The 19,238-nt window shown below is 43.2% G+C and carries 20 protein-coding genes and 2 pseudogenes; 11 read left to right on the top strand and 11 right to left on the bottom strand.

What is annotated here, in order from left to right:
* Nucleotides 1–9: 9 nt before the first annotated feature.
* From hflX to VB714_RS10855, 3 genes and pseudogenes are all read left to right on the top strand, one after another.
* A pseudogene (gene hflX / locus VB714_RS10865) lies at nucleotides 10–1,701 on the top strand (GTPase HflX); the annotation flags it as partial.
* Between the two features lie 30 nt (nucleotides 1,702–1,731).
* A complete protein-coding gene (locus tag VB714_RS10860) occupies nucleotides 1,732–2,124 on the top strand; it encodes a RidA family protein (RefSeq protein WP_323223978.1) in 393 nt (130 codons plus the stop codon).
* 201 nt (nucleotides 2,125–2,325) lie between these two features.
* Nucleotides 2,326–3,318, top strand: a complete 993-nt coding sequence (locus VB714_RS10855; protein WP_204105746.1) for a type IV pilin-like G/H family protein — start codon at nucleotides 2,326–2,328, stop codon at nucleotides 3,316–3,318.
* Between the two features lie 114 nt (nucleotides 3,319–3,432).
* Here VB714_RS10855 and VB714_RS10850 read toward each other — a convergent pair whose 3' ends face one another.
* Nucleotides 3,433–3,810 (bottom strand): hypothetical protein, encoded by a 378-nt coding sequence (locus VB714_RS10850; protein WP_323223975.1) that lies wholly within the window; start codon nucleotides 3,808–3,810, stop codon nucleotides 3,433–3,435.
* Between the two features lie 98 nt (nucleotides 3,811–3,908).
* Between VB714_RS10850 and VB714_RS10845 the strand changes: the two genes are divergently transcribed.
* The gene (locus VB714_RS10845) at nucleotides 3,909–4,070 is read left to right on the top strand and encodes a hypothetical protein (RefSeq protein WP_323223973.1); all 162 of its coding nucleotides are present in this window, start codon (nucleotides 3,909–3,911) and stop codon (nucleotides 4,068–4,070) included.
* 17 nt (nucleotides 4,071–4,087) lie between these two features.
* On the opposite strand, the gene VB714_RS10840 is transcribed toward VB714_RS10845, so the two are convergent.
* Nucleotides 4,088–4,327 (bottom strand): hypothetical protein, encoded by a 240-nt coding sequence (locus VB714_RS10840; protein ID WP_323223971.1) that lies wholly within the window; start codon nucleotides 4,325–4,327, stop codon nucleotides 4,088–4,090.
* A 213-nt stretch (nucleotides 4,328–4,540) separates the two neighbouring features.
* Here VB714_RS10840 and VB714_RS10835 point away from each other — a divergent pair, with 213 nt between their 5' ends.
* The gene (locus VB714_RS10835) at nucleotides 4,541–5,077 is read left to right on the top strand and encodes a 3'-5' exonuclease (protein WP_323223969.1); all 537 of its coding nucleotides are present in this window, start codon (nucleotides 4,541–4,543) and stop codon (nucleotides 5,075–5,077) included.
* A gap of 201 nt (nucleotides 5,078–5,278) precedes the next feature.
* On the top strand, nucleotides 5,279–6,700 hold the full coding sequence (gene pyk / locus VB714_RS10830; RefSeq protein ID WP_323223967.1) for a pyruvate kinase: 1,422 nt from the start codon (nucleotides 5,279–5,281) through the stop codon (nucleotides 6,698–6,700).
* Nucleotides 6,701–6,704: 4 nt separating this feature from the next.
* Here pyk and VB714_RS10825 read toward each other — a convergent pair whose 3' ends face one another.
* The 4 genes from VB714_RS10825 to VB714_RS10810 all read right to left on the bottom strand — a co-directional run bounded on the left by VB714_RS10825 (nucleotide 6,705) and on the right by VB714_RS10810 (nucleotide 11,494).
* The gene (locus VB714_RS10825) at nucleotides 6,705–7,574 is read right to left on the bottom strand and encodes a DMT family transporter (protein WP_323223965.1); all 870 of its coding nucleotides are present in this window, start codon (nucleotides 7,572–7,574) and stop codon (nucleotides 6,705–6,707) included.
* A 19-nt stretch (nucleotides 7,575–7,593) separates the two neighbouring features.
* On the bottom strand, nucleotides 7,594–8,286 hold the full coding sequence (gene purQ / locus VB714_RS10820) for a phosphoribosylformylglycinamidine synthase subunit PurQ (RefSeq protein ID WP_323223963.1): 693 nt from the start codon (nucleotides 8,284–8,286) through the stop codon (nucleotides 7,594–7,596).
* Between the two features lie 31 nt (nucleotides 8,287–8,317).
* On the bottom strand, nucleotides 8,318–11,248 hold the full coding sequence (locus tag VB714_RS10815) for a DUF3769 domain-containing protein (protein WP_323223962.1): 2,931 nt from the start codon (nucleotides 11,246–11,248) through the stop codon (nucleotides 8,318–8,320).
* Between the two features lie 129 nt (nucleotides 11,249–11,377).
* Nucleotides 11,378–11,494, bottom strand: coding sequence for a photosystem II reaction center protein I (locus VB714_RS10810; protein WP_204105896.1), 117 nt, complete (start codon nucleotides 11,492–11,494; stop codon nucleotides 11,378–11,380).
* A 239-nt stretch (nucleotides 11,495–11,733) separates the two neighbouring features.
* Here VB714_RS10810 and VB714_RS10805 point away from each other — a divergent pair, with 239 nt between their 5' ends.
* Complete coding sequence (locus VB714_RS10805) at nucleotides 11,734–12,450, top strand: SIMPL domain-containing protein (protein ID WP_323223960.1); 717 nt, start codon at nucleotides 11,734–11,736, stop codon at nucleotides 12,448–12,450.
* A gap of 41 nt (nucleotides 12,451–12,491) precedes the next feature.
* On the opposite strand, the gene VB714_RS10800 is transcribed toward VB714_RS10805, so the two are convergent.
* Nucleotides 12,492–12,848, bottom strand: coding sequence for a single-stranded DNA-binding protein (locus tag VB714_RS10800; protein WP_416309651.1), 357 nt, complete (start codon nucleotides 12,846–12,848; stop codon nucleotides 12,492–12,494).
* 333 nt (nucleotides 12,849–13,181) lie between these two features.
* On the opposite strand from VB714_RS10800, the gene VB714_RS10795 reads away from it, so the two are divergent.
* From VB714_RS10795 to VB714_RS10780, 4 genes are all read left to right on the top strand, one after another.
* Nucleotides 13,182–14,189: a rod shape-determining protein gene (locus VB714_RS10795; protein ID WP_204103848.1), complete on the top strand. Its 1,008-nt coding sequence runs from the start codon at nucleotides 13,182–13,184 to the stop codon at nucleotides 14,187–14,189.
* 114 nt (nucleotides 14,190–14,303) lie between these two features.
* Entirely contained in the window at nucleotides 14,304–15,059 is a 756-nt protein-coding gene (gene mreC, locus VB714_RS10790; RefSeq protein WP_323223954.1) for a rod shape-determining protein MreC, read from the top strand.
* Nucleotides 15,060–15,154: 95 nt separating this feature from the next.
* The gene (gene mreD / locus VB714_RS10785; RefSeq protein WP_323223952.1) at nucleotides 15,155–15,778 is read left to right on the top strand and encodes a rod shape-determining protein MreD; all 624 of its coding nucleotides are present in this window, start codon (nucleotides 15,155–15,157) and stop codon (nucleotides 15,776–15,778) included.
* Nucleotides 15,779–15,808: 30 nt separating this feature from the next.
* Nucleotides 15,809–16,681 (top strand): S-methyl-5'-thioadenosine phosphorylase, encoded by an 873-nt coding sequence (locus VB714_RS10780; RefSeq protein WP_323223950.1) that lies wholly within the window; start codon nucleotides 15,809–15,811, stop codon nucleotides 16,679–16,681.
* A gap of 107 nt (nucleotides 16,682–16,788) precedes the next feature.
* Here VB714_RS10780 and VB714_RS10775 read toward each other — a convergent pair whose 3' ends face one another.
* The 4 genes and pseudogenes from VB714_RS10775 to VB714_RS10760 form a co-directional block, all read right to left on the bottom strand.
* A complete protein-coding gene (locus tag VB714_RS10775) occupies nucleotides 16,789–17,583 on the bottom strand; it encodes an Rpn family recombination-promoting nuclease/putative transposase (RefSeq protein WP_323223948.1) in 795 nt (264 codons plus the stop codon).
* A gap of 59 nt (nucleotides 17,584–17,642) precedes the next feature.
* Nucleotides 17,643–18,287 carry a cobalt transporter CbiM gene (gene cbiM / locus VB714_RS10770; RefSeq protein ID WP_323223946.1) on the bottom strand — a complete coding sequence of 215 codons (645 nt, stop codon included), beginning with the start codon at nucleotides 18,285–18,287 and terminating at the stop codon, nucleotides 17,643–17,645.
* Entirely contained in the window at nucleotides 18,274–18,747 is a 474-nt protein-coding gene (locus VB714_RS10765) for a carboxypeptidase-like regulatory domain-containing protein (RefSeq protein ID WP_323223944.1), read from the bottom strand. The genes cbiM and VB714_RS10765 overlap by 14 nt, the downstream gene beginning before the upstream one ends.
* Nucleotides 18,748–18,779: 32 nt before the next feature.
* A pseudogene (locus VB714_RS10760) lies at nucleotides 18,780–19,238 on the bottom strand (DUF4382 domain-containing protein); the annotation flags it as partial.

Here is a 19,238-nt window from a genome sequence, read left to right as displayed (position 1 = left end):
ACCATCTAAGGCAATCTAAAAGGACTCAAAACCAGTCAAACCAAGCAGCTTAAGCGTCTTTATCAACAACGCTTACCTCAAGACTGCTTGACAACTCCCGAATTTGCCCAACGTCTCGCGGCAATTAGTACAGAAATTCAAGAAAATATCTGTGCCTATATTAACCGTCGAGGGCAAGTGATGCGAGTGGGAGTGGGAACCCCCCGCGAAACCCAAATTCCCCTACTCGAACTTCCTCGTTATGGTGCGGAACGTTTGTGTGGTATTCGCTGTATTGCCACTAACTTAAAGTACGAGTCTCCCCATACTGCCAGTTTGACAGCTATGGCCATGCAGCGTTTAGATGCTTTGGTGGTCATAAACTTAACCGGATCGGGGTTTGAACGACGGGGTGGCGGGGCTACAGGGTATGTGAAAGAAACGTATTACGCCCATCTTATCCCTCAAAGCGATCGCCCCGATCGCAATGACAGCGAGCCGATTTACTGGCAGCTTTCTCCTCCTTTAAGTCTCGATGTTTTAACCCAGCAAAATTTTCTCGATTTAGTTGAGGGACTTGAAGAAGAATTTCGCCGAGAGTATATTGCCCTAGATGTTGACGCAGATCGCGATCGCGTCGCCATTATCGGGCTACAAACGCAAAAAATGAGCGATCGCGCCTTTGCCGATGGTATCGCAGAATTAGAGCGCTTAGTGGATACCGCAGGAGGAGAAGTGCTGCAAGTTCTCTCCCAAAAACGCACCCAACCCCATCCCCAAACCGTTGTCGGGGCGGGAAAAGTTGAGGATATTGCCCTAGCCGCACAGACAATGGGGGCTAATTTAGTTGTCTTCGATCGCGACCTTTCCCCCGCCCAAACCCGCAACCTCGAACGGCAAATTGGGGTTAGGGTGGTCGATCGCACGGAAGTAATCTTAGATATTTTCGCTCAACGCGCCCAATCTCGCGCCGGGAAATTGCAAGTCGAGTTAGCGCAGTTGGAATATATGTTACCTCGTTTAACAGGTCGAGGTTTAGCCATGTCTCGTTTAGGAGGAGGAATAGGTACGAGAGGACCCGGTGAAACTAAGTTAGAAACCGAACGGCGTACCATTCAACAACGCTTGACACGCTTACAAAAAGAGGTAAATGAGTTACAAGCACACCGATCGCGCCTGCGCCAAAAACGCCAAGATAAAGACGTTCCTAGCGTGGCGATCGTCGGCTACACTAATGCAGGAAAATCGACTTTATTGAATGCCATGACTAATGCAGAGGTCTATGCAGAGGATCGCTTATTTGCCACCCTCGATCCTACTACACGACGTTTAGCGGTTAACCATCCCGAAACAGGAAAACCGTTTAACTTATTGCTAACTGATACAGTAGGATTTATTCACGAACTTCCTCCCGCTTTAGTGAATGCGTTTCGGGCGACATTGGAGGAAGTAACGGAAGCCGATGCACTCTTACATTTGGTCGATCTTTCTCATCCCGCATGGGAAAATCAGATTCGATCGGTAATGAAAATTTTGTCAGAAATGCCTTCAACACCGGGTCCAATTCTGTTAGTTTTTAATAAGTTGGATCGGGTTGAAAGCCATGCTTTAGAAAGAGCAAAAGAAGAACATCCCCAAGCCTTATTTATTGCCGCCAGCGATCGCATTGGCTTAGAAACTTTACGACAAAAACTCGTACAATTGGTACAGTGGAATGGATGATCGGTAGCGGATAAACCAACAATAAAGAACATGAAAAGACAAAATATTAGTAGCGGACGACCTTGGGAATCAATTGTAGGTTATTCTCGGGCGGTTCGCGTGGGAAATATGGTGTATGTTTCTGGAACAACGGCGACGGATGAAGATAGCAATATCGTGGGTATTAGCGATCCCTACGCGCAAACCGTGCAAACCCTGAACAATATCAAAACAGCTTTGCAACAAGCAGGAGTTAGTCTTCAGGATGTCGTCAGAACGCGAATGTATGTTACTAATATTGACAACTGGGAGGCGATCGGACGGGCGCATGGGGAGTTTTTTGCAGAAATTCGCCCTGCTTCTACAATGGTTGAGGTGAGTCGCTTGGTCGATCCTAATATGTTGGTGGAAGTTGAGGCCGAGGCGATCGCGATCGAGTCTTAATTTTTTGCTTTTAAGAGAGATTATACAATAAATTTTGGTAGAAATGACAGGAAAATTGAAAATCTGGGTAAGTTAATTTTAAGCACAAGAGACAAACAAACTTAATAAAGGAGCAACTTTCTTTTCCCTAGGAATATATTTTTAATGTCTTGTTTTTCTCTCGCTGAAAATAGATAAATGAGAGCAAGAGGAGAAAATTTGATGAAATCAGAGTTTCCAATTAAATTTCTACAATATCTCAAAAGTCGGTGCGATCGCGAAAATGGTTCTGTTTGGTTTATTTTGTTAGTCATTGCGATCGTTTGTGGGTTGTTTATTGTATTAATACTTCCTCAATTTTTAGGAAGGAGGGGACATTCTCGTACTCGTATATCTGAATCTCGTAATAATGTAGGAGCAATGAATCGCGCTCAACAGGCTTTTTATCTAGAGAATCAGTACTATGCCACAGATATAACTCAGCTAGGTTTAATCGGTTTAGGACTTTTACCAAAAACTGTGAACTACAAGTATGAAATTGCTGGAAAACCAGAAGATCGACCGATAATTATTAATAATTTAGCTACACCATTACACCGTGGACTAAAAGCCAATCTAGGAATTGTTGGTAAGACTGCAATAGATGGGGATATTGTTTTTATTAGTATTGTTTGTGAATCACAACAACTAATGGATCAAAATCTAACTTGGGGCAATCTTCCCACTGAAATCGATGAAAAAACTCTTAACTGTGATGGTATTACAATAGGAGATCAGCCTTTGAATTTTATTAATAAATGGGTTTATCCTGAAGGTCAATGGAGTACGGGAGTTATTAATCAAGCCCAACAAAATTTTTATAAAAAGAACAAATACTTTACTACTAATCTTGTCCAATTAGATACAGATATTCCCTCACAAACTGAAAGCTACAAGTATGAAATTATTGGAACGCCAGAAGATAGACCTACTATTATTAATATTTTGGCCACACCACGAGTAAAGCGAAAAATTGCTTATCTTATGATTGTTAGTGTAACTTTAGTTGATGGTGAGCTTGTTCCGATCGCAGCTTCTTGCCAATCAAAAACAACAACAGGAAAAAATCCAACTTGGCAAGGTCTTCCAACCCAATTGGGAAGAAAAAGCGTTGATTGTGATGGCATTACAGTAGGAGATCAACGTTTAGAAACAATTTGGAAAGATCGCTTTTAATTTTGTGTTTATCTTGGCGATCGCTATCTGTTGGTGGAAGTTGAGGCCGAGGCGATCGCGATCGAATCCTAATTTTTATCGCGATACTTTTCTACAATCTCTTCGATCGCACAACTAGCCTAAATTTCTCAGTTTTTCTAAATTAATTCTCATTAATATATCAACATTAACGACACGCTTGGCATCAAAAAAGATTAACGATTTGAGAAACTCTTGACATTCTTCAGAATTCAGACGATCGACCCAATATTCTGCTTCCAATCGCGAATCAAAAGGTATAAAGTAACAAGTATCATCAACCATTGTGGGCTTACGATCGCGGGGAGGAACAAGAGAAAAATTAAGATTTTTGTATAAACCTGAAATTGCAACCTTCCATTGAGAAAAACTGTATTGACCAATTCCAAAGATCGAAAATTTTGGTTTATTTTTATAAATTGAACTTTTACGACCATCAAGAATTGTAGAATAAACTACAGCAGATTGATCCATCGATTTTTCTGATAAAGCTATTATTAATAAGCAAGCATCAACAACATCAAAGTTAGCTTTTCCTGTTTTAGCCGCTAACCCTTTTCTACCTTGAAAGTTTGATTTTTATCGAAATGGACATGATGCCCGATGCTTCTCTCAGTTTGAAAGTTGTTATCGATCCGGAAAGTTCGTCAGGAGAAGAAGATATACTTGGACTGACGATCGCCTCAGACATTGATATCGCTATGAAAACGATTGATAAATTACAAAGTTTGTAAATGCGATCGCCTAAATTTTAGAGAGATTCTACTTTTTCTTGGGAATCTTCTAATGAGAACGAATGTTCGAGGCGAAGAACACGAGAATCCCATTTTTTCCATGTTAAATTAGCAAAAGGATGTGCGGCTAAACTGCACGCTTGCCAACAGCCTTGCACTGTAACATTCAATTGTTGACAGGTTCCTCCTCGTCTTCCTTCAGGGGAGTAAAAACGACAGTTGCGACAGGTTGAAATCAAAGGTTTTGTTAAATTCATGAAACTCTATTGAAATATTAAAAAAGGATGGTCGCTCTCTATATTTCCATCATCTCCGTTTTCCTTTGAAGGGGAAACGATCGCGAGTTTAACTTTTTTGTGCGATCGCGCAGCTATTGAGGTGACAGAGATAACAGAATTTGTGCGATCGCGCTTTCTGTTTTTTGTATTACGGTATAATACGAAATATTCTCAATCTCCCATACCCGCAAAATGGTTAAACTCGATCGCCTTCTAGTCATTGATATTGAAGCAACTTGCTGGAAAAAAGGTCCCCCACCGGAACAAGAAAACGAAATTATTGAAATTGGCATAGCACCCATTGATTTAACAACACGGACAATTGAAGACAAAGTGAGTATTTTAGTTAAACCGCAATGTTCCACAGTGAGCGAGTTTTGTACGGAATTAACAACCCTCACTCAAGAACAAGTCGATACAGGAATATCTTTCGCCGATGCTTGTTTGCATTTGCGAAAACAATACTTATCTGAGAAGAGAGTTTGGGCGAGTTATGGGGACTACGATCGCCGGATGTTTGCAAAACAGTGTCAGGCACGAGGACTGCGCTATCCTTTTGGGGTGCGTCATTTGAATGTTAAAACATTGTTGGCGATCGCGAAGAGTTTGCCAAGAGAAGTTGGCATGGCACGGGCATTAGAAATGCTCGATCTTCCTTTAGAAGGAACTCACCATCGCGGTCACGATGATGCTTGGAATATAGCGAGAATTTTAATGAAGATACTTTAACCAGAAAAGGCTGAATTTCAGGAAAGGAAAAAAGAAGGATTAGCTTTTGAGCAGTATCTTGCGTAAAGTCTCAAGATTTATTTAAGAACATAAACAGGTTTTAGTGTTCTAGCAAACAATGATTTCTGCCCGAGTTTGTCACGGTAAAAATAGACGCAAAAGATTGTTATCTTCTATTTTGTCCCATTCCCCAGAATTATTATGTCTATTCATCCTCACCGCACCAAAATCGTCGCTACAATCGGACCTGCCAGTAATTCTCCAGAAACGATCCGGGCAATGGTGAAAGCGGGAATGTCTGTAGCAAGACTCAATTTTTCCCACGGCAGTCACGAAGATCACGCTCACACCGTTAAACTATTGCGAGAAGCATCTCAAGAACTGGATACCCCCATCGCCCTCTTACAAGACTTACAGGGTCCTAAAGTACGGGTTGGTCAACTCCCCAACGGTGAAACGTGGTTAGAAAAAGGGGCAAATTTTATCCTTATTGCTGGCGATCGCTACAACAACGAACCCGATCGCATCCCCATAGACTATCCCCATCTCCCCGAGGAAGCAGAAGTAGGGATTCATATTTTATTTGATGACGGTCGCTTAGAAGCGGCGATCGTCGAGGTGATGGACTGGGGTGTAACCTGTCAAGTTGTGCGGGGAGGTCTTCTCAAAAGTCGTAAAGGGGTCAACATTCCCGATCTCAATCTCCGTCTCCCTTCCATGACAGAGAAAGATAAGCAAGACCTCGAATTCGGTCTTTCTCAAGGGGTTGATCTGGTCGCATTGAGTTTTGTTCGAGAAATCAATGACATCTATACCATCAAAGAATTTCTCAAAGATCGAGATGCAAGTGATGTTCCCGTATTGGCAAAAATCGAAAAACCCCAGGCGATCGCCCACCTTGATGAAATTATCAAATCCTGCGATGGCATTATGGTGGCAAGGGGAGATTTGGGGGTAGAAATGAATCCTCAAAAAGTCCCCATGTTACAGAAAAAAATAATTCGTGCTTGCAATCAACACGGTATCCCCGTCATTACCGCAACTCAAATGCTAGAAAGCATGATCGAGAACGCCCGTCCTACTCGTGCCGAAGCGAGTGATGTAGCCAATGCCATCATTGACGGTACCGATGCAGTCATGCTTTCCGGAGAATCTGCGGTGGGGAAATATCCCATTTTAGCCGTGGAAATGCTGGCCAGTATTGCCACAGAAGTAGAACCAGGACTCGAGTTTCTCAATCTCCCACCGGAAGTATCTAGCGCTACCCACGCCCTCACGGAAGCCTTGAATACCATCGATAAAGTTCTCGATTTGCGCTGGATCGCCGCCTTTACCACCACTGGATATACCGTTAATTTAGCCGCCGCAGAACGCCCCCGCGCCCCCATTGTTGCCTTTACTAACAATTATTCTCTTTATCATCGCATGGCTTTAATTTGGGGCGTTGCGCCCATGTTTATCGAGGGTCAGGTGGACTCGTTGGATGTTTTAATTTATCGCATTGAAGCTACATTGCGCGATCGCAAGTTAGCTATTTCTGGAGATAAAATTCTCATTTTAGGAGGGAGTCCCATTCAAAAACATAAAGGTACAAATTTTCTGAAAATTCATGAGATGCGATAGTCCCTCAAAAATAGTCTTTCGCGGCCAAAACTGCACCTCCAACAATGAGCAAACAAGCAAGAATAATTGATGAACTTGGTTCCGCCAAACCGAACAAAATTAACAGCACAGTTGAGAGTAAAGGTACGCTGTAAGATAATGCCCCCAATACCTTAATATTCCCCTTTTTGACTCCATAATCCCAAGTAAAAAATGCTAATCCTACAGGACCTAAACCCAAGCCGAGAATTGCCAACCATTCCCTACCAATAGGTAAAACTGTTGGTTCAAAAAGTCCGTGACAAATCCCTGCTAAAATCGCCGTCACCCCGCAAAATCCACCGACGCTATGGGTGGGAATCGAACCAAAAAATCGCGATAATACTGAATAACCCGACCAAGTAAAAGCACAAATCAACGCTGCTAAATACCCGATCGCGTATTGAGATTCAAAAGAGAAGGATTTTCCTTTCATTACCAATAATGCTGCCCCAGCGAACCCGGCGATCGCCCCAACAATGTGAAACCATTTGAGTTTTTCGCCTGGTAATAATGCTGAAAATAAAACAATCAGAACTGGCCACAAATAGTTAATCAAATTGGCATCAACCGTGGGCGCATTTTGCAGGGCAATAAAATAAAAACAATGATAGCCAAATAATCCCGAAACACCTAATCCCCAAACTTTTAGGGGGAGGTGTAACGCCGAAATAATATTAATCCTTTGTTTGAGCCAAAAGATTACCCCGATCGCAAAGGCGATCGTAAAGGACATTGCGGTGAGTTGAAAAGGGGGTATATTGCCACTTAAGGCAGTCAAAAGAGCAAGGGTTGACCACATTAAAATTGCTGTAGTGCCAATTAAAGTGGCTTGGAGGCGATCGCTTCTGGGCATTGTGGGGATATTTCCGAGACTAATGGGTAATTCCTGTTAATAATCCTTTGAATAAATGAATCCCATCTGTTGCACCTAAAACCGTATCTGAAGCTCGTTCTGGATGAGGCATCATCCCTAAAATATTCCCTTTTTCGTTCATAATTCCCGCAATATTATGTAGAGAACCATTGGGATTATATTCTTTGCTGGTATGTCCCAAAGCACTCGAGTAACGAAAGAGAACTTGTTTGTTATTTTCTAACTTTTTCAGGGTTTTAGGTTCAGCATAATAACGTCCCTCTCCGTGAGCAATGGGAATATTAACCACAGTTTGGTCAGTATAATTTTGGGTCCAAGGTAGATCCGTGCGTTCAACTTTGAGAGGAATGCGATCGCAGATAAAATGCAAATTGCGATTGCGAATTAAGGCACCGGGGAGAAGTCCCACCTCTGTTAAAACTTGAAATCCATTACAAATACCGAGGATATATTTTCCTTTTTTGGCGTGTTCTAAAACACTGTTAATCACAGGAGAAAAACGGGCGATCGCCCCGCATCGTAAATAGTCGCCATAACTAAATCCTCCCGGAATAATGACCACATCAAGATCGCCAATATCTGTTTCTTGATGCCAAACCATGCGGGTAGGTTGTTGCAAGATGTCCCTCGTAACATAAGCCACGTCGCGATCGCAATTAGAGCCAGGGAAAACAATAATACCGAATTTCATAATTGTTAGTTGTTAAATGAGGGATTTAGGACTACCGTGTTAAACCTTGAACCACTGGACGCACGCCACTACCCCCAAAAGGTTCAGAATACCCGCTCCAGGTAAAATCGCCAATACGAATTCGTATAGCACCTAATTCAAAAACAGGATTGTAGCGAAGTTCAATTGTATAAGTGCGGCGACTATATTCGAGAATGTAATCGGTGCTAATTTCCCGCCCTGTATCTAAATTAAGAGAACTTTGAAAACCAATGCGAAAAGGTCCGTAAATTTGCTGGGTAACACCATAAGATAAAACGCGCCGATCGGCAATGCGATCGAAGAGGAAAGGAGACAGATTGGCGATCGCCGCTTGAGAGTAAGCAATGCGCCATCCCGTATAATCGAAGAAATCATCGGAAAAATGCCCGAATTGCCCCTGTAAGCCAATGGTTCCTTGAATGGATTGTTGCGTATCGCCATTGCTGTATAACCCAGAAACTGCCGTTACTGCGGTGTTTAACTGCACAAAAGGGCGTAGGGGGACAGGAGTATAGCGCATTCCTTCCTCGGGGGTAGCAGGGAGGGTTTTGCCTTGCCAGAGATTAAGATTGTATTCTAGGTTCGCAGCCCCTTGATAGCGCACTAAGGTAATGCGGTTGTTCTCGCGATCGGCTGCTAGTAAATCGGCGCGATCGGTGTCGGCTTCAATCACTTGAATCCCAGCTTGATAGCGGAGATTGATATTGGTATCGCCTAAAACCAGTTGTGGGGAAGTTAAAACCGCGCCATAACTGGTTTGTACTGTTTGAAATCCTAAAGAACCGTTAAAGAGGCGATCGCGATAATTAAATTCCCCTGTTAAAAGATGAGGTCGTCCCAAATCGCCGATCCGATGTTCCAAGCTAATATTACCGCGCAAATTATCTTCAATCTGGCTTAAATCCAAACTGCTGAGACTGCCAAAAATTTTCAGTTGGGTGCGTCGGTCAAAATCGGCGGTTAAATCTGTTCGCAGGCCAAAAGATTTGGGGGAGAAAAATCCTTCTTCTAATGCGGCTCTTTGCAGTAAATATTGAGGGGAAACCGACCAGCGCAGATGGGGGGTTTGGATAATGCCAAAGCCTCGCTCAATAAAGAGTCCGCCGCGATCTTGGTCGTCAATACCAATGCTAAAAAGTCCATCGCGATCGGGAGTACGATCTAAGAGAATGCGATCCTGAAAAATGGGCAGAGAAAAACCTTGGTCGAAAACAACGCGGGAATTGGTGGTGAGAATCTCATCTTGTAAGGGATTGAGTCGATTAAATTCGGCGGTGTCGGCGCGAATTTCTAATTCGGGAGGAGAAAAAGGATCGTTGGTAAATCTCACATTAGTTGCTTTCCAGCCATCGCTATCGAACTCTACATAATCGGCGTTAAATCGCAATTGTTTCACATCTCCTCGGGTGCCACTGGAGGGAAAAGGCAAACCCGCAGAACTCACACTGGTGCCGAGGGTAAAATCTAGCCCTTCTGCTTGTCTGATGTCTTGGATGGGTTGTTGTTGAATGAGGCGATCGCTTAAAGGGCGATCGGGAATAATGTCGTTAGGAATGGCTGAGGTGACGGAGAAGGGATTAAAATCTCGGGCGGTGCTGGGTTGATAAATTTCCCCCCATGCTTGTTGCATGGTGCCGGTATCTTGTACTAATTGATACTCAAAAATTTCTCCCCGCAGTACCTGATCGCCGCGTTTAAGTGCCACATTTCCTTCTGCTCTCATAAAGCGATTGGGTAAATTTATCCGCACGCGATCGGCGGTAACAACGGATTGGGCAAAACGCACCTCAACATCCCCTTCTGCATAGGCAACTTTTTGATTTTCGTCGTATTCTTGGCGATCGGCATTAATTTCTAGGAGTCCAGTGGGAGGGGTTGAGGTTCTTGGCTCGGGTTCTGGCTCTTCTGAGGCTGGGGGGCTGGTTTCGCTATCTGGATTATCATTTATCTCATTATCATTTTCAGGAGAAGCAGGGGCTTCTAAATCAAATTCTCTCACCTCTCCACCTCGCTCCTGAACAATAATATTAGTGAGCTTCTCGTTTTGTAAGCCATCCATTTCCTCTCCTGACCAATGCAAGCGAATGGCAGAGCGATCGCTGGTGGTATTCGTCGCCGCAAAAGAAGGCAGATCGGCAGTAAAGACGATCGCCTCATCCGTCAGTGAATCCGGTGCAGGAAAATGAAAAGTAGAATTGACAATCTCAATTTGGGGCAAATAACCCAGAGACATGGGCTGTCCGAGGCTGGCCGAATTTGTGAGTTCTTCTGGCTCAAAACGTTCTGGGGGACTGGTTTCGGCAATGGCGATCGCCTCGGCGCGATCGAATAATGTTGCGTCAATGGGTGCAGGTAATGTTTCTTTGCTGATAACAGAGGCGGTTTCGTCTGAGGTAGGAAGAGGAGGAATTTCCGGGGTCAACATGGAGGGTGAAGTTAGATCCATTGGTGTTTCTATAACTTCAGGAGTGGTTTGCCTGTGCTGATGTTCCCTCTCCACAGTTTCCAGTACATCGTCCCAGCCCTCGGGTTGCGGTTTACTGGCTAGGCGAAACTGTTGTAAATCCTTTTCTAAATTTTCGAGGAGCGGGGTTCTCAATGGGATTGGCTTGACAGAAGGGGAAGCCAAAGAAAGAGAGGAAGAAAACGAGAAATCAACAGAGGGATTAACAGAGAAATCAAGAAGTGTGGGGAAGGCAAATTCTGGTACAAAATTTTCTGGGAGTGGGGGGGAAACTTCCCCCAGAGAAAATTGTTCTTCTTGAGGAATAATCTCTAATTCTGGGAAGGCAATACCGCGATCGGAGGGAGATTTAAGAGATGTTTGGGCAACTTCTACAGTCGTCGGGGCAACCGTGGCGGGGGAAGGTTGAACAGGGGGAATGAATTGCGGCATTTTGTCTCGATTAGAGATCGGCTCGATCGCTAGTGTACAAGCCAAACCTCAGTCTTGTAAATTCTTGAATTTTAAGGGTTTCAGAGAAAATTCCCAGACAACAGAAAGGGACGAGAGAACATTCTCATCCCTTTAAAGTCTCTGATGGAGTCAAGCGATCGTAAAGCGATCGCCTTACTCCATGTTACGACGGCTGGGAGTCCGAGCGGGGTCTCCAGATAAGAAACCGAAAACAAAAAGACTAACAAAAAAAGTGATGACTAGAGAAACGACGATTTTAAGCGTTACCATTGGCTGCTCCTAAATTTAAAAAAAGTTCAAAAATCTGAGAATTATCGAACAACTCAATTAAGGTTAACCCAATTAAAGGGCATAATACCCATCAATTTTGAGTCGGGGGAATCTTCTTGAATTGCGAGGCATACACAAATCTTATTGTACAAGTCTTTGTTACAAAAAACGGAACGGATAACGAAGAAGGAGAAACGGTGTGACAATAAGGAAAAAGTCTAGATGGAAAATAATTGATCATGATTGTAAAGTTTACCTCGGGTTGGCGATCGCGCCTCGTCCTCTCCCTCGCCCTCTTTAGTGTTTTCGTCCCCTTAGACGCTCAAGCCCAAGAGCAGTTATTACGCACCCTAACCGTCACAGGAACAGGGGTTGAGAAAATTTCCACAACCTTAACCCAAGTCAATTTAGGGGTTGAAATCCAAAGCGAAACCGCAACACAAGCACAACAAGAAATCGCCAAGCGAACAACCGCCCTTGTTGCTTTACTGCGATCGCGCAATGTAGAGCAGCTACAGACAACCGGAATCAGCCTCAGCCCTCGTTATAACAATCGGGGTGGGGAATCGGTATTAATTGGCTATATTGGCTCAAATACCGTCAGTTTTCGCGTTGCGACCGAGCGAGCCGGAGATATCATCGATGATGCAGTCCGTACTGGTGCAACCCGCATTAATGGGGTTAGTTTTACCGCAGAGGAAAACACCATTGAAGCCGCACGACAGCAAGCCTTAGTCAAAGCAACACAAAATGCTCGCGAACAAGCAGATATCGTTCTCGATGCCTTGAATTTGAGTCCCCAGGAAGTGGTGGGTGTCCAAATCGGTCAAGCTGCTTCTCCCATTTTAACCCGAGGTAATATCTTGTTTGGCAGAGAGGAAGCACAAGCTGAGTCTCCCGTGATTGGAGGAGAACAAACCGTGAGTGCTTCAGTTACCTTACAGATTCGCTATTAGGTAGTTGATAGTTGATAGTTGATAGTTGATAGCGGGGAGGGTCAATCATCGTAATCGCTGACGGCATTGGGGTCGATGTCTCGCTTTGAACCCAGCAAATGCAGGCGATTGACTAAGATTACCGGTTTTGACCGGGTAATATTAGGGTTAGTACGATCTTCCCAAGTTTCCAACTTTAACGAGCCTTCAATCCCAATCAAACTGCCTTTTTTGACATAATTAGCAGCAATTTCAGCCGTCTTGCCCCACATTTCTAAATTAAACCAGTCTGGGGGAGAATTGCGGCCGATGCGATTGACGGCAATACTAACATTGGCAACTTGCTTGGCACTATCGAGATACTTGATTTCTGTATCTCGTCCCGCACGACCGACTAAATGAACAACATTTAAACCCATGATATTTTTCAGTACATTGGTTCTGGACAATTTTGTATCTAGTTTAGCCGATCGCCCTAGGCGATCGCGAGAGAAAAATGTAAAATTTTCCTGACAGAAAGGCGATCGCTCGAAATAGATTATCAATTGTGGGATAACCGATAGCGTTTTCAAAACAGGGAAAATCAGTCCTAGACTAGACGCGGCGGGGAAAACATAATAAAATCCACATCGATTCCATTAACGAAAATGGATTAACATTCAAAAAATAAGACACAATAAAGGCAAACTGTCGCACTTTGGGGGCGTAAATTAAGCGTGGGTATATTTAGTCGCTTTACATTATCGAGAGACATGGGTATCGACCTCGGTACCGCAAATACTTTGGTTTATGTCTCGGGTAAAGGCATCGTCCTGCAAGAACCATCTGTGGTTGCCATCGATCAAGATTTGAAGATTCCTCTTGCAGTGGGGGAAGATGCCAAGAAGATGTTGGGGCGAACCCCCGGTAACGTCGTTGCATTACGTCCCCTGCGGGATGGTGTGATTGCCGACTTCGACACGGCGGAATTAATGCTCAAGCATTTTATCCGCCAAGTTCACGAAGGACGAACCCTTGTTTCTCCTCGTATCGTCATCGGAATTCCCAGTGGAGTTACCGGAGTGGAACGCCGAGCCGTCATGGAAGCCGCTTCTCAAGCTGGCGCAAGGGATGTTTATCTCATTGACGAACCCGTAGCGGCGGCGATCGGTGCAGGGCTTCCCGTAGCCGAACCCACCGGAAACATGATTATTGATATTGGGGGTGGGACAACGGAAGTTGCCGTTCTCAGCTTGCAAGGTACCGTCCTCAGCGAATCCGTTCGCGTCGCAGGAGACGAACTGAGCGAGTCCATTACCCAGTACATGAAAAAAGTTCACAACCTCGTGGTTGGGGAAAGAACAGCAGAAGAAATCAAAATTCGGATTGGTTCTGCCTATCCCTCTCCCGAAGATGATGAGATTACGATGGAAGTCCGAGGCTTGCACTTATTATCGGGTTTACCCCGTACCGTGACCATTAAGGCTCCAGAAGTTCGCGAGAGCATGAGCGAACCCCTCGCAGTGATCGTTGATGCCGTCAAGCGCACCTTAGAGCGCACTCCCCCAGAACTCGCCGCCGATATTATCGATCGCGGCATTATGCTGGCAGGAGGTGGCGCATTACTGAAAGGGTTGGACACCCTCATCAGTCACGAAACGGGAATTGTCACCCACGTCGCCGCCGATCCTTTAAGCTGTGTTGTTTTGGGCACCGGTCGCGTTTTGGAGAACTTCAAGCAACTCGAACGAGTCTTTAGCGGTCGTTCTCGGACGATTTAGCCTGCAAATTTAGGCCGGTTGTTTTCGGTCAATTGTTTATCTGTCGGCCATTATTTATAATGGCTTATTCTATCTCAAACAAAAGACCGCTCAACAAGGATTCACAAAATAAGAATGTTTACAATGCGTCGTTGGTGGGAGCGTTACGGATCGCGATTGATATTTATAGGGCTAGTTTTAGGTCTAGCCTTATTTATCCGTCGTACTCAAGGTTCGGTTGTTGCAGAAATTTATTATCAGGTTGTGCGATCGTTTCACGGAAACTCTCTTCCTGAAGAACGATGGACTGATGCGAAAGTGAGTGAGCTTGAAGCCACCCTCGAGGAAGTTAAGGGGCAAAATGCTAAATTACAAAAACTCCTCGAACATAAGCAAGATTTCGCACATCCTACTATTTCTGCTCCCATTATCGGGCGAAGTGTCGATCACTGGTGGGAACAAATTCTCCTCGGTCGCGGCAGTAATCAAGGCGTTCAAGAGGGCTACATCGTCACGGCTCCAGGGGGATTGGTCGGCCGTGTCGTTAAAGTGACTCCTAATACCAGTCGAGTCCTGTTAATTAGCGATCCCACCAGTAAAGTAGGCGTGAAAGTATCTCGCAGTGGTGGCATGGGCTATATTCAAGGCGGTGGTGACGACAAAGTAACCATGGTATTTTACGAAAAGGTACCCAGTGTCAAGGTGGGAGATGCAGTTGTTACATCTCCAGCCAGTTATTTATTTCTTCCTGGCATTCCTATCGGTAAAGTAGAATCCGTCGATCTTGAGAAAAGTCCTGCTCCTGAAGTGATTGTTGCTCTTACTGCCCCTATTGATTTTTTAGAATGGGTCATTATTCATCCCTTCAAAAGTAAATTAAAAGACAAATAAAAAACTAGAATAAAGGAGTTCAGTACAAAAAAGAGACAAGAAATAAAGGGCGAATTCTGCCATTGTTTTCTAAAAAATTCGGGTAATTTAAAGTTGTGTTCAAAATCTTTGAAGTTTCTCCTCGCTTACGACAAATTTTTGATTGGATTGTGATTGTCGGTTCAGTGTTAATTTGTTTGCTTATCCTACCGACACGATTACCGGGGACCGAATTATTGGGAATCCGTCCGAATTGGTTGCTGATCTGGGTTGTTGTTTGGAGTGTAAAGCGTACTCCTTTACAGGGCGCGATCGCGGGGATTACCTTGGGTTTAATTCAAGATGGCATGACGGCTGTAGATGGCATTGATGTCCTGGATGGCATTGATATTAGCATTCCTGTCGATGTCAATACTCCGACAGAAGCGGAGGATATCTCTTACCCTTCCCATATTTGGAGTTTAACTATTGTGGGAGTTTTGACGGCTCTCATTGACAAAAAGCGTTATATTCAGGAAGATTTTATTTCCATTGCTTTGATTGTTTTTGGTGGAGCGATTATTTCCGAAACGATTACAGCAGCACAGTACAGTATGCAAAACTTTCGTGATGTGGCTCTAGTCTGGACGGAACACCAGCGTATTGCCCTATCTTCCGCCGTGATTAGCAGTCTTTGGGCTCCTGTCATCTATTATCCTTTAAATCGATGGTGGGAATTTAAAAAGGAAAAGGAACAATAATCTTATTACTTTAAATTGGAACTAAAAATTATGGCAGATATTAAAATTGGCATTATTGGAGGAAGCGGTCTCTACAAAATGGAGGCTTTACAAGATGTCAAAGAGGTATTTTTAGATACGCCGTTTGGGAATCCTTCCGATGCTATTATTACGGGAAGATTGGATGCTATTCCCGTCGCATTTTTAGCACGACACGGGCGCGCTCATCATTTACTTCCTTCTGAACTGCCTTTTCGTGCGAATATTCATGCGATGAAGCAATTAGGAGTTGAATATTTAATTTCAGCTTCAGCAGTGGGTTCTTTAAAAGAAGAAATCAAACCATTAGATATGGTTATTCCCGATCAGTTTATCGATCGCACTAAAAACCGCATCGCTACATTTTTTGGCGAAGGAATTGTTGCTCATATTACTTTTGGCGATCCGATTTGTAAGCAATTAGCTGCAGTTTTAGGACAGGCGATCGCGCAGTTAGAACTTCCCGATGTAAATTTACACCGTGGAGGGACTTATGTTTGTATGGAAGGTCCTGCTTTTTCCACTAAAGCGGAATCTAATTTATATCGCAGTTGGGACGCGAGTATTATTGGCATGACCAATTTAACGGAGGCAAAATTAGCACGAGAAGCAGAAATTGCTTATGCAACTCTTGCTTTGGTAACGGATTATGATTGTTGGCATCCCGACCATGATAGCGTGACTGTTGAGATGATAATAGAGCATCTACATCGCAATGCGGCCAATGCTCAAAAGGTTATTCAAGAGACTGTAAAACAAATCGGTCAAAATCCTCCTCAATCGGATGCTCATTCTGCCTTAAAATACGCAATTTTAACCCCTTTAGATAAGGTAAGTGTAGCGACAAAGGAAAAATTAACCGTGTTGCTGAAAAAATATTTATGATTGATTGCGATCGCATTTTCTTTTACCCATTTCCTTGTAATATAAAGTAAAGAAATGATGCGATCGCAGGGAGTCCGAAAATTAGGGAAAGGTTATTGTAAATTCCTCTATTGTTCATTGTTCATTGAAATGACCTGTTCTATTGTCAAATCTAATCTTTGTGCAATTTCTTCGGGACTGACCCCCAAACTAACCAAAAAAGGAACTAATTCCAATTTTGCAAGGATTTGTCCTTCTGCACGTCCTTCTGCACGTCCCTCTTCTAGGGCATCTTGATAAACTCGCGTTTCCCGTAGATCGCTCAAACTAAACATAGCTTCTATCTCCTCCCGACGACTTCGGGGTAATTTGTAAACTAGGATTGTCTCTATTAATTTTAAAACATTTTGTTGCTGTCTGGCATTCTCAAATTCTAAATTAGCCCGTTCAATTAATTCTCGACCTTGCGGAATAGCTTCGGTTTCATCGGCAATGATTAATTGTAAAAGTGATAAACCAATTGAGGTGTTCTCTGCCAACTCGTTCAAATAAATTCGAGAAACTCGCCGAGAATTTAAAAGTTCTTTATATCGTTCCGTCGAACCCGTGTCAACACTCCGACGCGGATAGATAATAACACCGCGCCAATTATTGGCTAATTCTGTTTTGGATAAATAAAGAAAAATTTCTGTAAAGAAACGAGTATAAAATTGTGCATCTGGCTGAAACTGCACTTCAACAAAATAGATCGGCAATTCAGGAGTTGAGGGTAAAAGCACGCCATCAATACGAAAAGCTGTTTGCTTCACTTCAACGGAAGAAAATTGATAGGCGTTTGCTGCTTCACTGGGAAGATTGATGAGTTCAAAGACAACATCGGGGAATGATTGAAAAAGTTGATAGAAAATACTGTCAGTTTTCACATTACATTGATTGATTTATATGGATTAAATTATACACGATCGCGCGATCGCATTTTCTTTTACCCATTTCCTTGTAATAATTCGGGTTTAACTCGTTCTAAGAAAGAAATAACCATAACCATAAAAGCTCCTTCGATCGCCGCTAAAAAGAGATGAGCGATCAGGAAGGCTAAAATTGCGGCTTTTTCGACGGGACTATCGAGATCGGCAGGAATATTAAAAGCGACGATCGCAGAAAATAATAAAGCCGCTAATGCTGTCCCACTAAACCCGGTTATAAAGGCGAGAATTTTTCTTCCCACAGGATTTTCCCCGGTTAACTGTTTCCCTAAAGTAAAGAAATGATGCGAGGCGATCGCGGGCAATCCAAAAATAAGAGAATTTATTCCTAATGTTGATAAGCCTCCATGTTGAAACATAATCGCTTGAAAAAAGAGGCCAATAAGAATAGCAGGAAACGAATAATACCCTAAAATAGCGCCCATTAAACCGCAGAGAACTAAATGAACGCTGGTGGGAGGAATAGGAATATGAATCAAAGAAGCTACAAAAAAAGCTGCTGTAAGTAACGAGGCTTTTGGTATATTTTCAGTAGAATTTTTATCGCGCTTAATTTGACATAGAGAATACCAAGTTAATCCCCCCATTAATCCATAGCCGCTTAAACAAACAATATTCGGTAATAAACCATCAGGTACGTGCATTAGTTTTCGTCCTTTTTTTACCAGAAAAATAAAGAGCAGTGCCAATAAATCCCCAAACTCCCATAATAGCCATAACTGCTTTTTGTAGGGGACTATAAACGCCTTGAGATGACCATTGTTGCGGTGTATTAACTGATTCTATCCGATCGCTAATGGGAATTGTTGTAATTTTGCCATGACCGGACTGGCGAACTTTAATATCCCAATTTCCCACAAGAGAGCGATCGGGAACGAATAAAAAGTAACCATTTTCATCAGTATTTCCGGTTAACCAAGGGGTTTCGGAATCCTGCGGCGAATAGACAGTGACTCGAGCATTTTTCATGGGTTCACCACTATCATAAGCTGCTTGAATTTGCATGGCTTCAACAAGACGATATTTTAGATCAGTACCGTGAGAAAAGGCAGGAAGAGCAAATCCCGATAAAGCTATTGTTAATAAAAAAAGCCAATATTTCATAAGTTATCAGAAATGCTAATTTTTAGGTTTGATTAGTCATTATTCATCTTTTTACAATGTCCTTCACCAACATGGCCTAATCCCGCGATCGCCTTTTCTAAAGTTTGGTAAGTTGCCGGATCGAGGTTTTCTTTTAGTGTAGCGAAATCGACGGTAATTTTGCCATCTTTAGCAAAAGGAACAAAGGGATCGAAACCAATCGAGTCTGTGTTAATTGCATCATCGGTAGGGGCTTCTGCATCGCCAAAAATATGATCGAAATGGAATGTCGTTTCGACGTTTGCTGTTTTTGAATTCTTAACAATTCCTTTACGTTCATCGCCAACAAATTCACCACAAGAGTATTCTAAATTTTTATTAAAAGCGATCGCAAATTCAAGGATTTTTCCCTCTTTTTCCGCTTTTCCTTTCAGCAAAATTGCTTGATTTTCACTCTCTCCATTGTCAGATTTAACAACTTTCCAAGCAAGGGCATTATACATTCCAGTAGG

It is taken from the genome of Spirulina sp. 06S082 (assembly GCF_034932145.1).
Classification (GTDB): domain Bacteria; phylum Cyanobacteriota; class Cyanobacteriia; order Cyanobacteriales; family Spirulinaceae; genus CCY15215.
Note: the sequence above shows the minus strand (reverse complement) of the source record. Positions and strands in the feature narration are given on the sequence as shown.

Coding starts and splice junctions, on each gene's coding strand:
- VB714_RS10850 (WP_323223975.1), bottom strand. CDS start 3,810: ATGGATCAATCTGCTGTAGTTTATTCTACAATTCTTGATGGTCGTAAA.
- VB714_RS10840 (WP_323223971.1), bottom strand. CDS start 4,327: ATGAATTTAACAAAACCTTTGATTTCAACCTGTCGCAACTGTCGTTTT.
- VB714_RS10800 (WP_416309651.1), bottom strand. CDS start 12,848: ATGGGTTTAAATGTTGTTCATTTAGTCGGTCGTGCGGGACGAGATACA.
- VB714_RS10780 (WP_323223950.1), top strand. CDS start 15,809: ATGGCAGATATTAAAATTGGCATTATTGGAGGAAGCGGTCTCTACAAA.
- cbiM (WP_323223946.1), bottom strand. CDS start 18,287: ATGCACGTACCTGATGGTTTATTACCGAATATTGTTTGTTTAAGCGGC.
- pyk (WP_323223967.1), top strand. CDS start 5,279: ATGTCTATTCATCCTCACCGCACCAAAATCGTCGCTACAATCGGACCT.
- VB714_RS10825 (WP_323223965.1), bottom strand. CDS start 7,574: ATGCCCAGAAGCGATCGCCTCCAAGCCACTTTAATTGGCACTACAGCA.
- VB714_RS10805 (WP_323223960.1), top strand. CDS start 11,734: ATGATTGTAAAGTTTACCTCGGGTTGGCGATCGCGCCTCGTCCTCTCC.
- VB714_RS10855 (WP_204105746.1), top strand. CDS start 2,326: ATGAAATCAGAGTTTCCAATTAAATTTCTACAATATCTCAAAAGTCGG.
- VB714_RS10765 (WP_323223944.1), bottom strand. CDS start 18,747: ATGAAATATTGGCTTTTTTTATTAACAATAGCTTTATCGGGATTTGCT.
- mreC (WP_323223954.1), top strand. CDS start 14,304: ATGTTTACAATGCGTCGTTGGTGGGAGCGTTACGGATCGCGATTGATA.
- VB714_RS10795 (WP_204103848.1), top strand. CDS start 13,182: ATGGGTATCGACCTCGGTACCGCAAATACTTTGGTTTATGTCTCGGGT.
- VB714_RS10810 (WP_204105896.1), bottom strand. CDS start 11,494: ATGGTAACGCTTAAAATCGTCGTTTCTCTAGTCATCACTTTTTTTGTT.
- VB714_RS10860 (WP_323223978.1), top strand. CDS start 1,732: ATGAAAAGACAAAATATTAGTAGCGGACGACCTTGGGAATCAATTGTA.
- VB714_RS10835 (WP_323223969.1), top strand. CDS start 4,541: ATGGTTAAACTCGATCGCCTTCTAGTCATTGATATTGAAGCAACTTGC.
- purQ (WP_323223963.1), bottom strand. CDS start 8,286: ATGAAATTCGGTATTATTGTTTTCCCTGGCTCTAATTGCGATCGCGAC.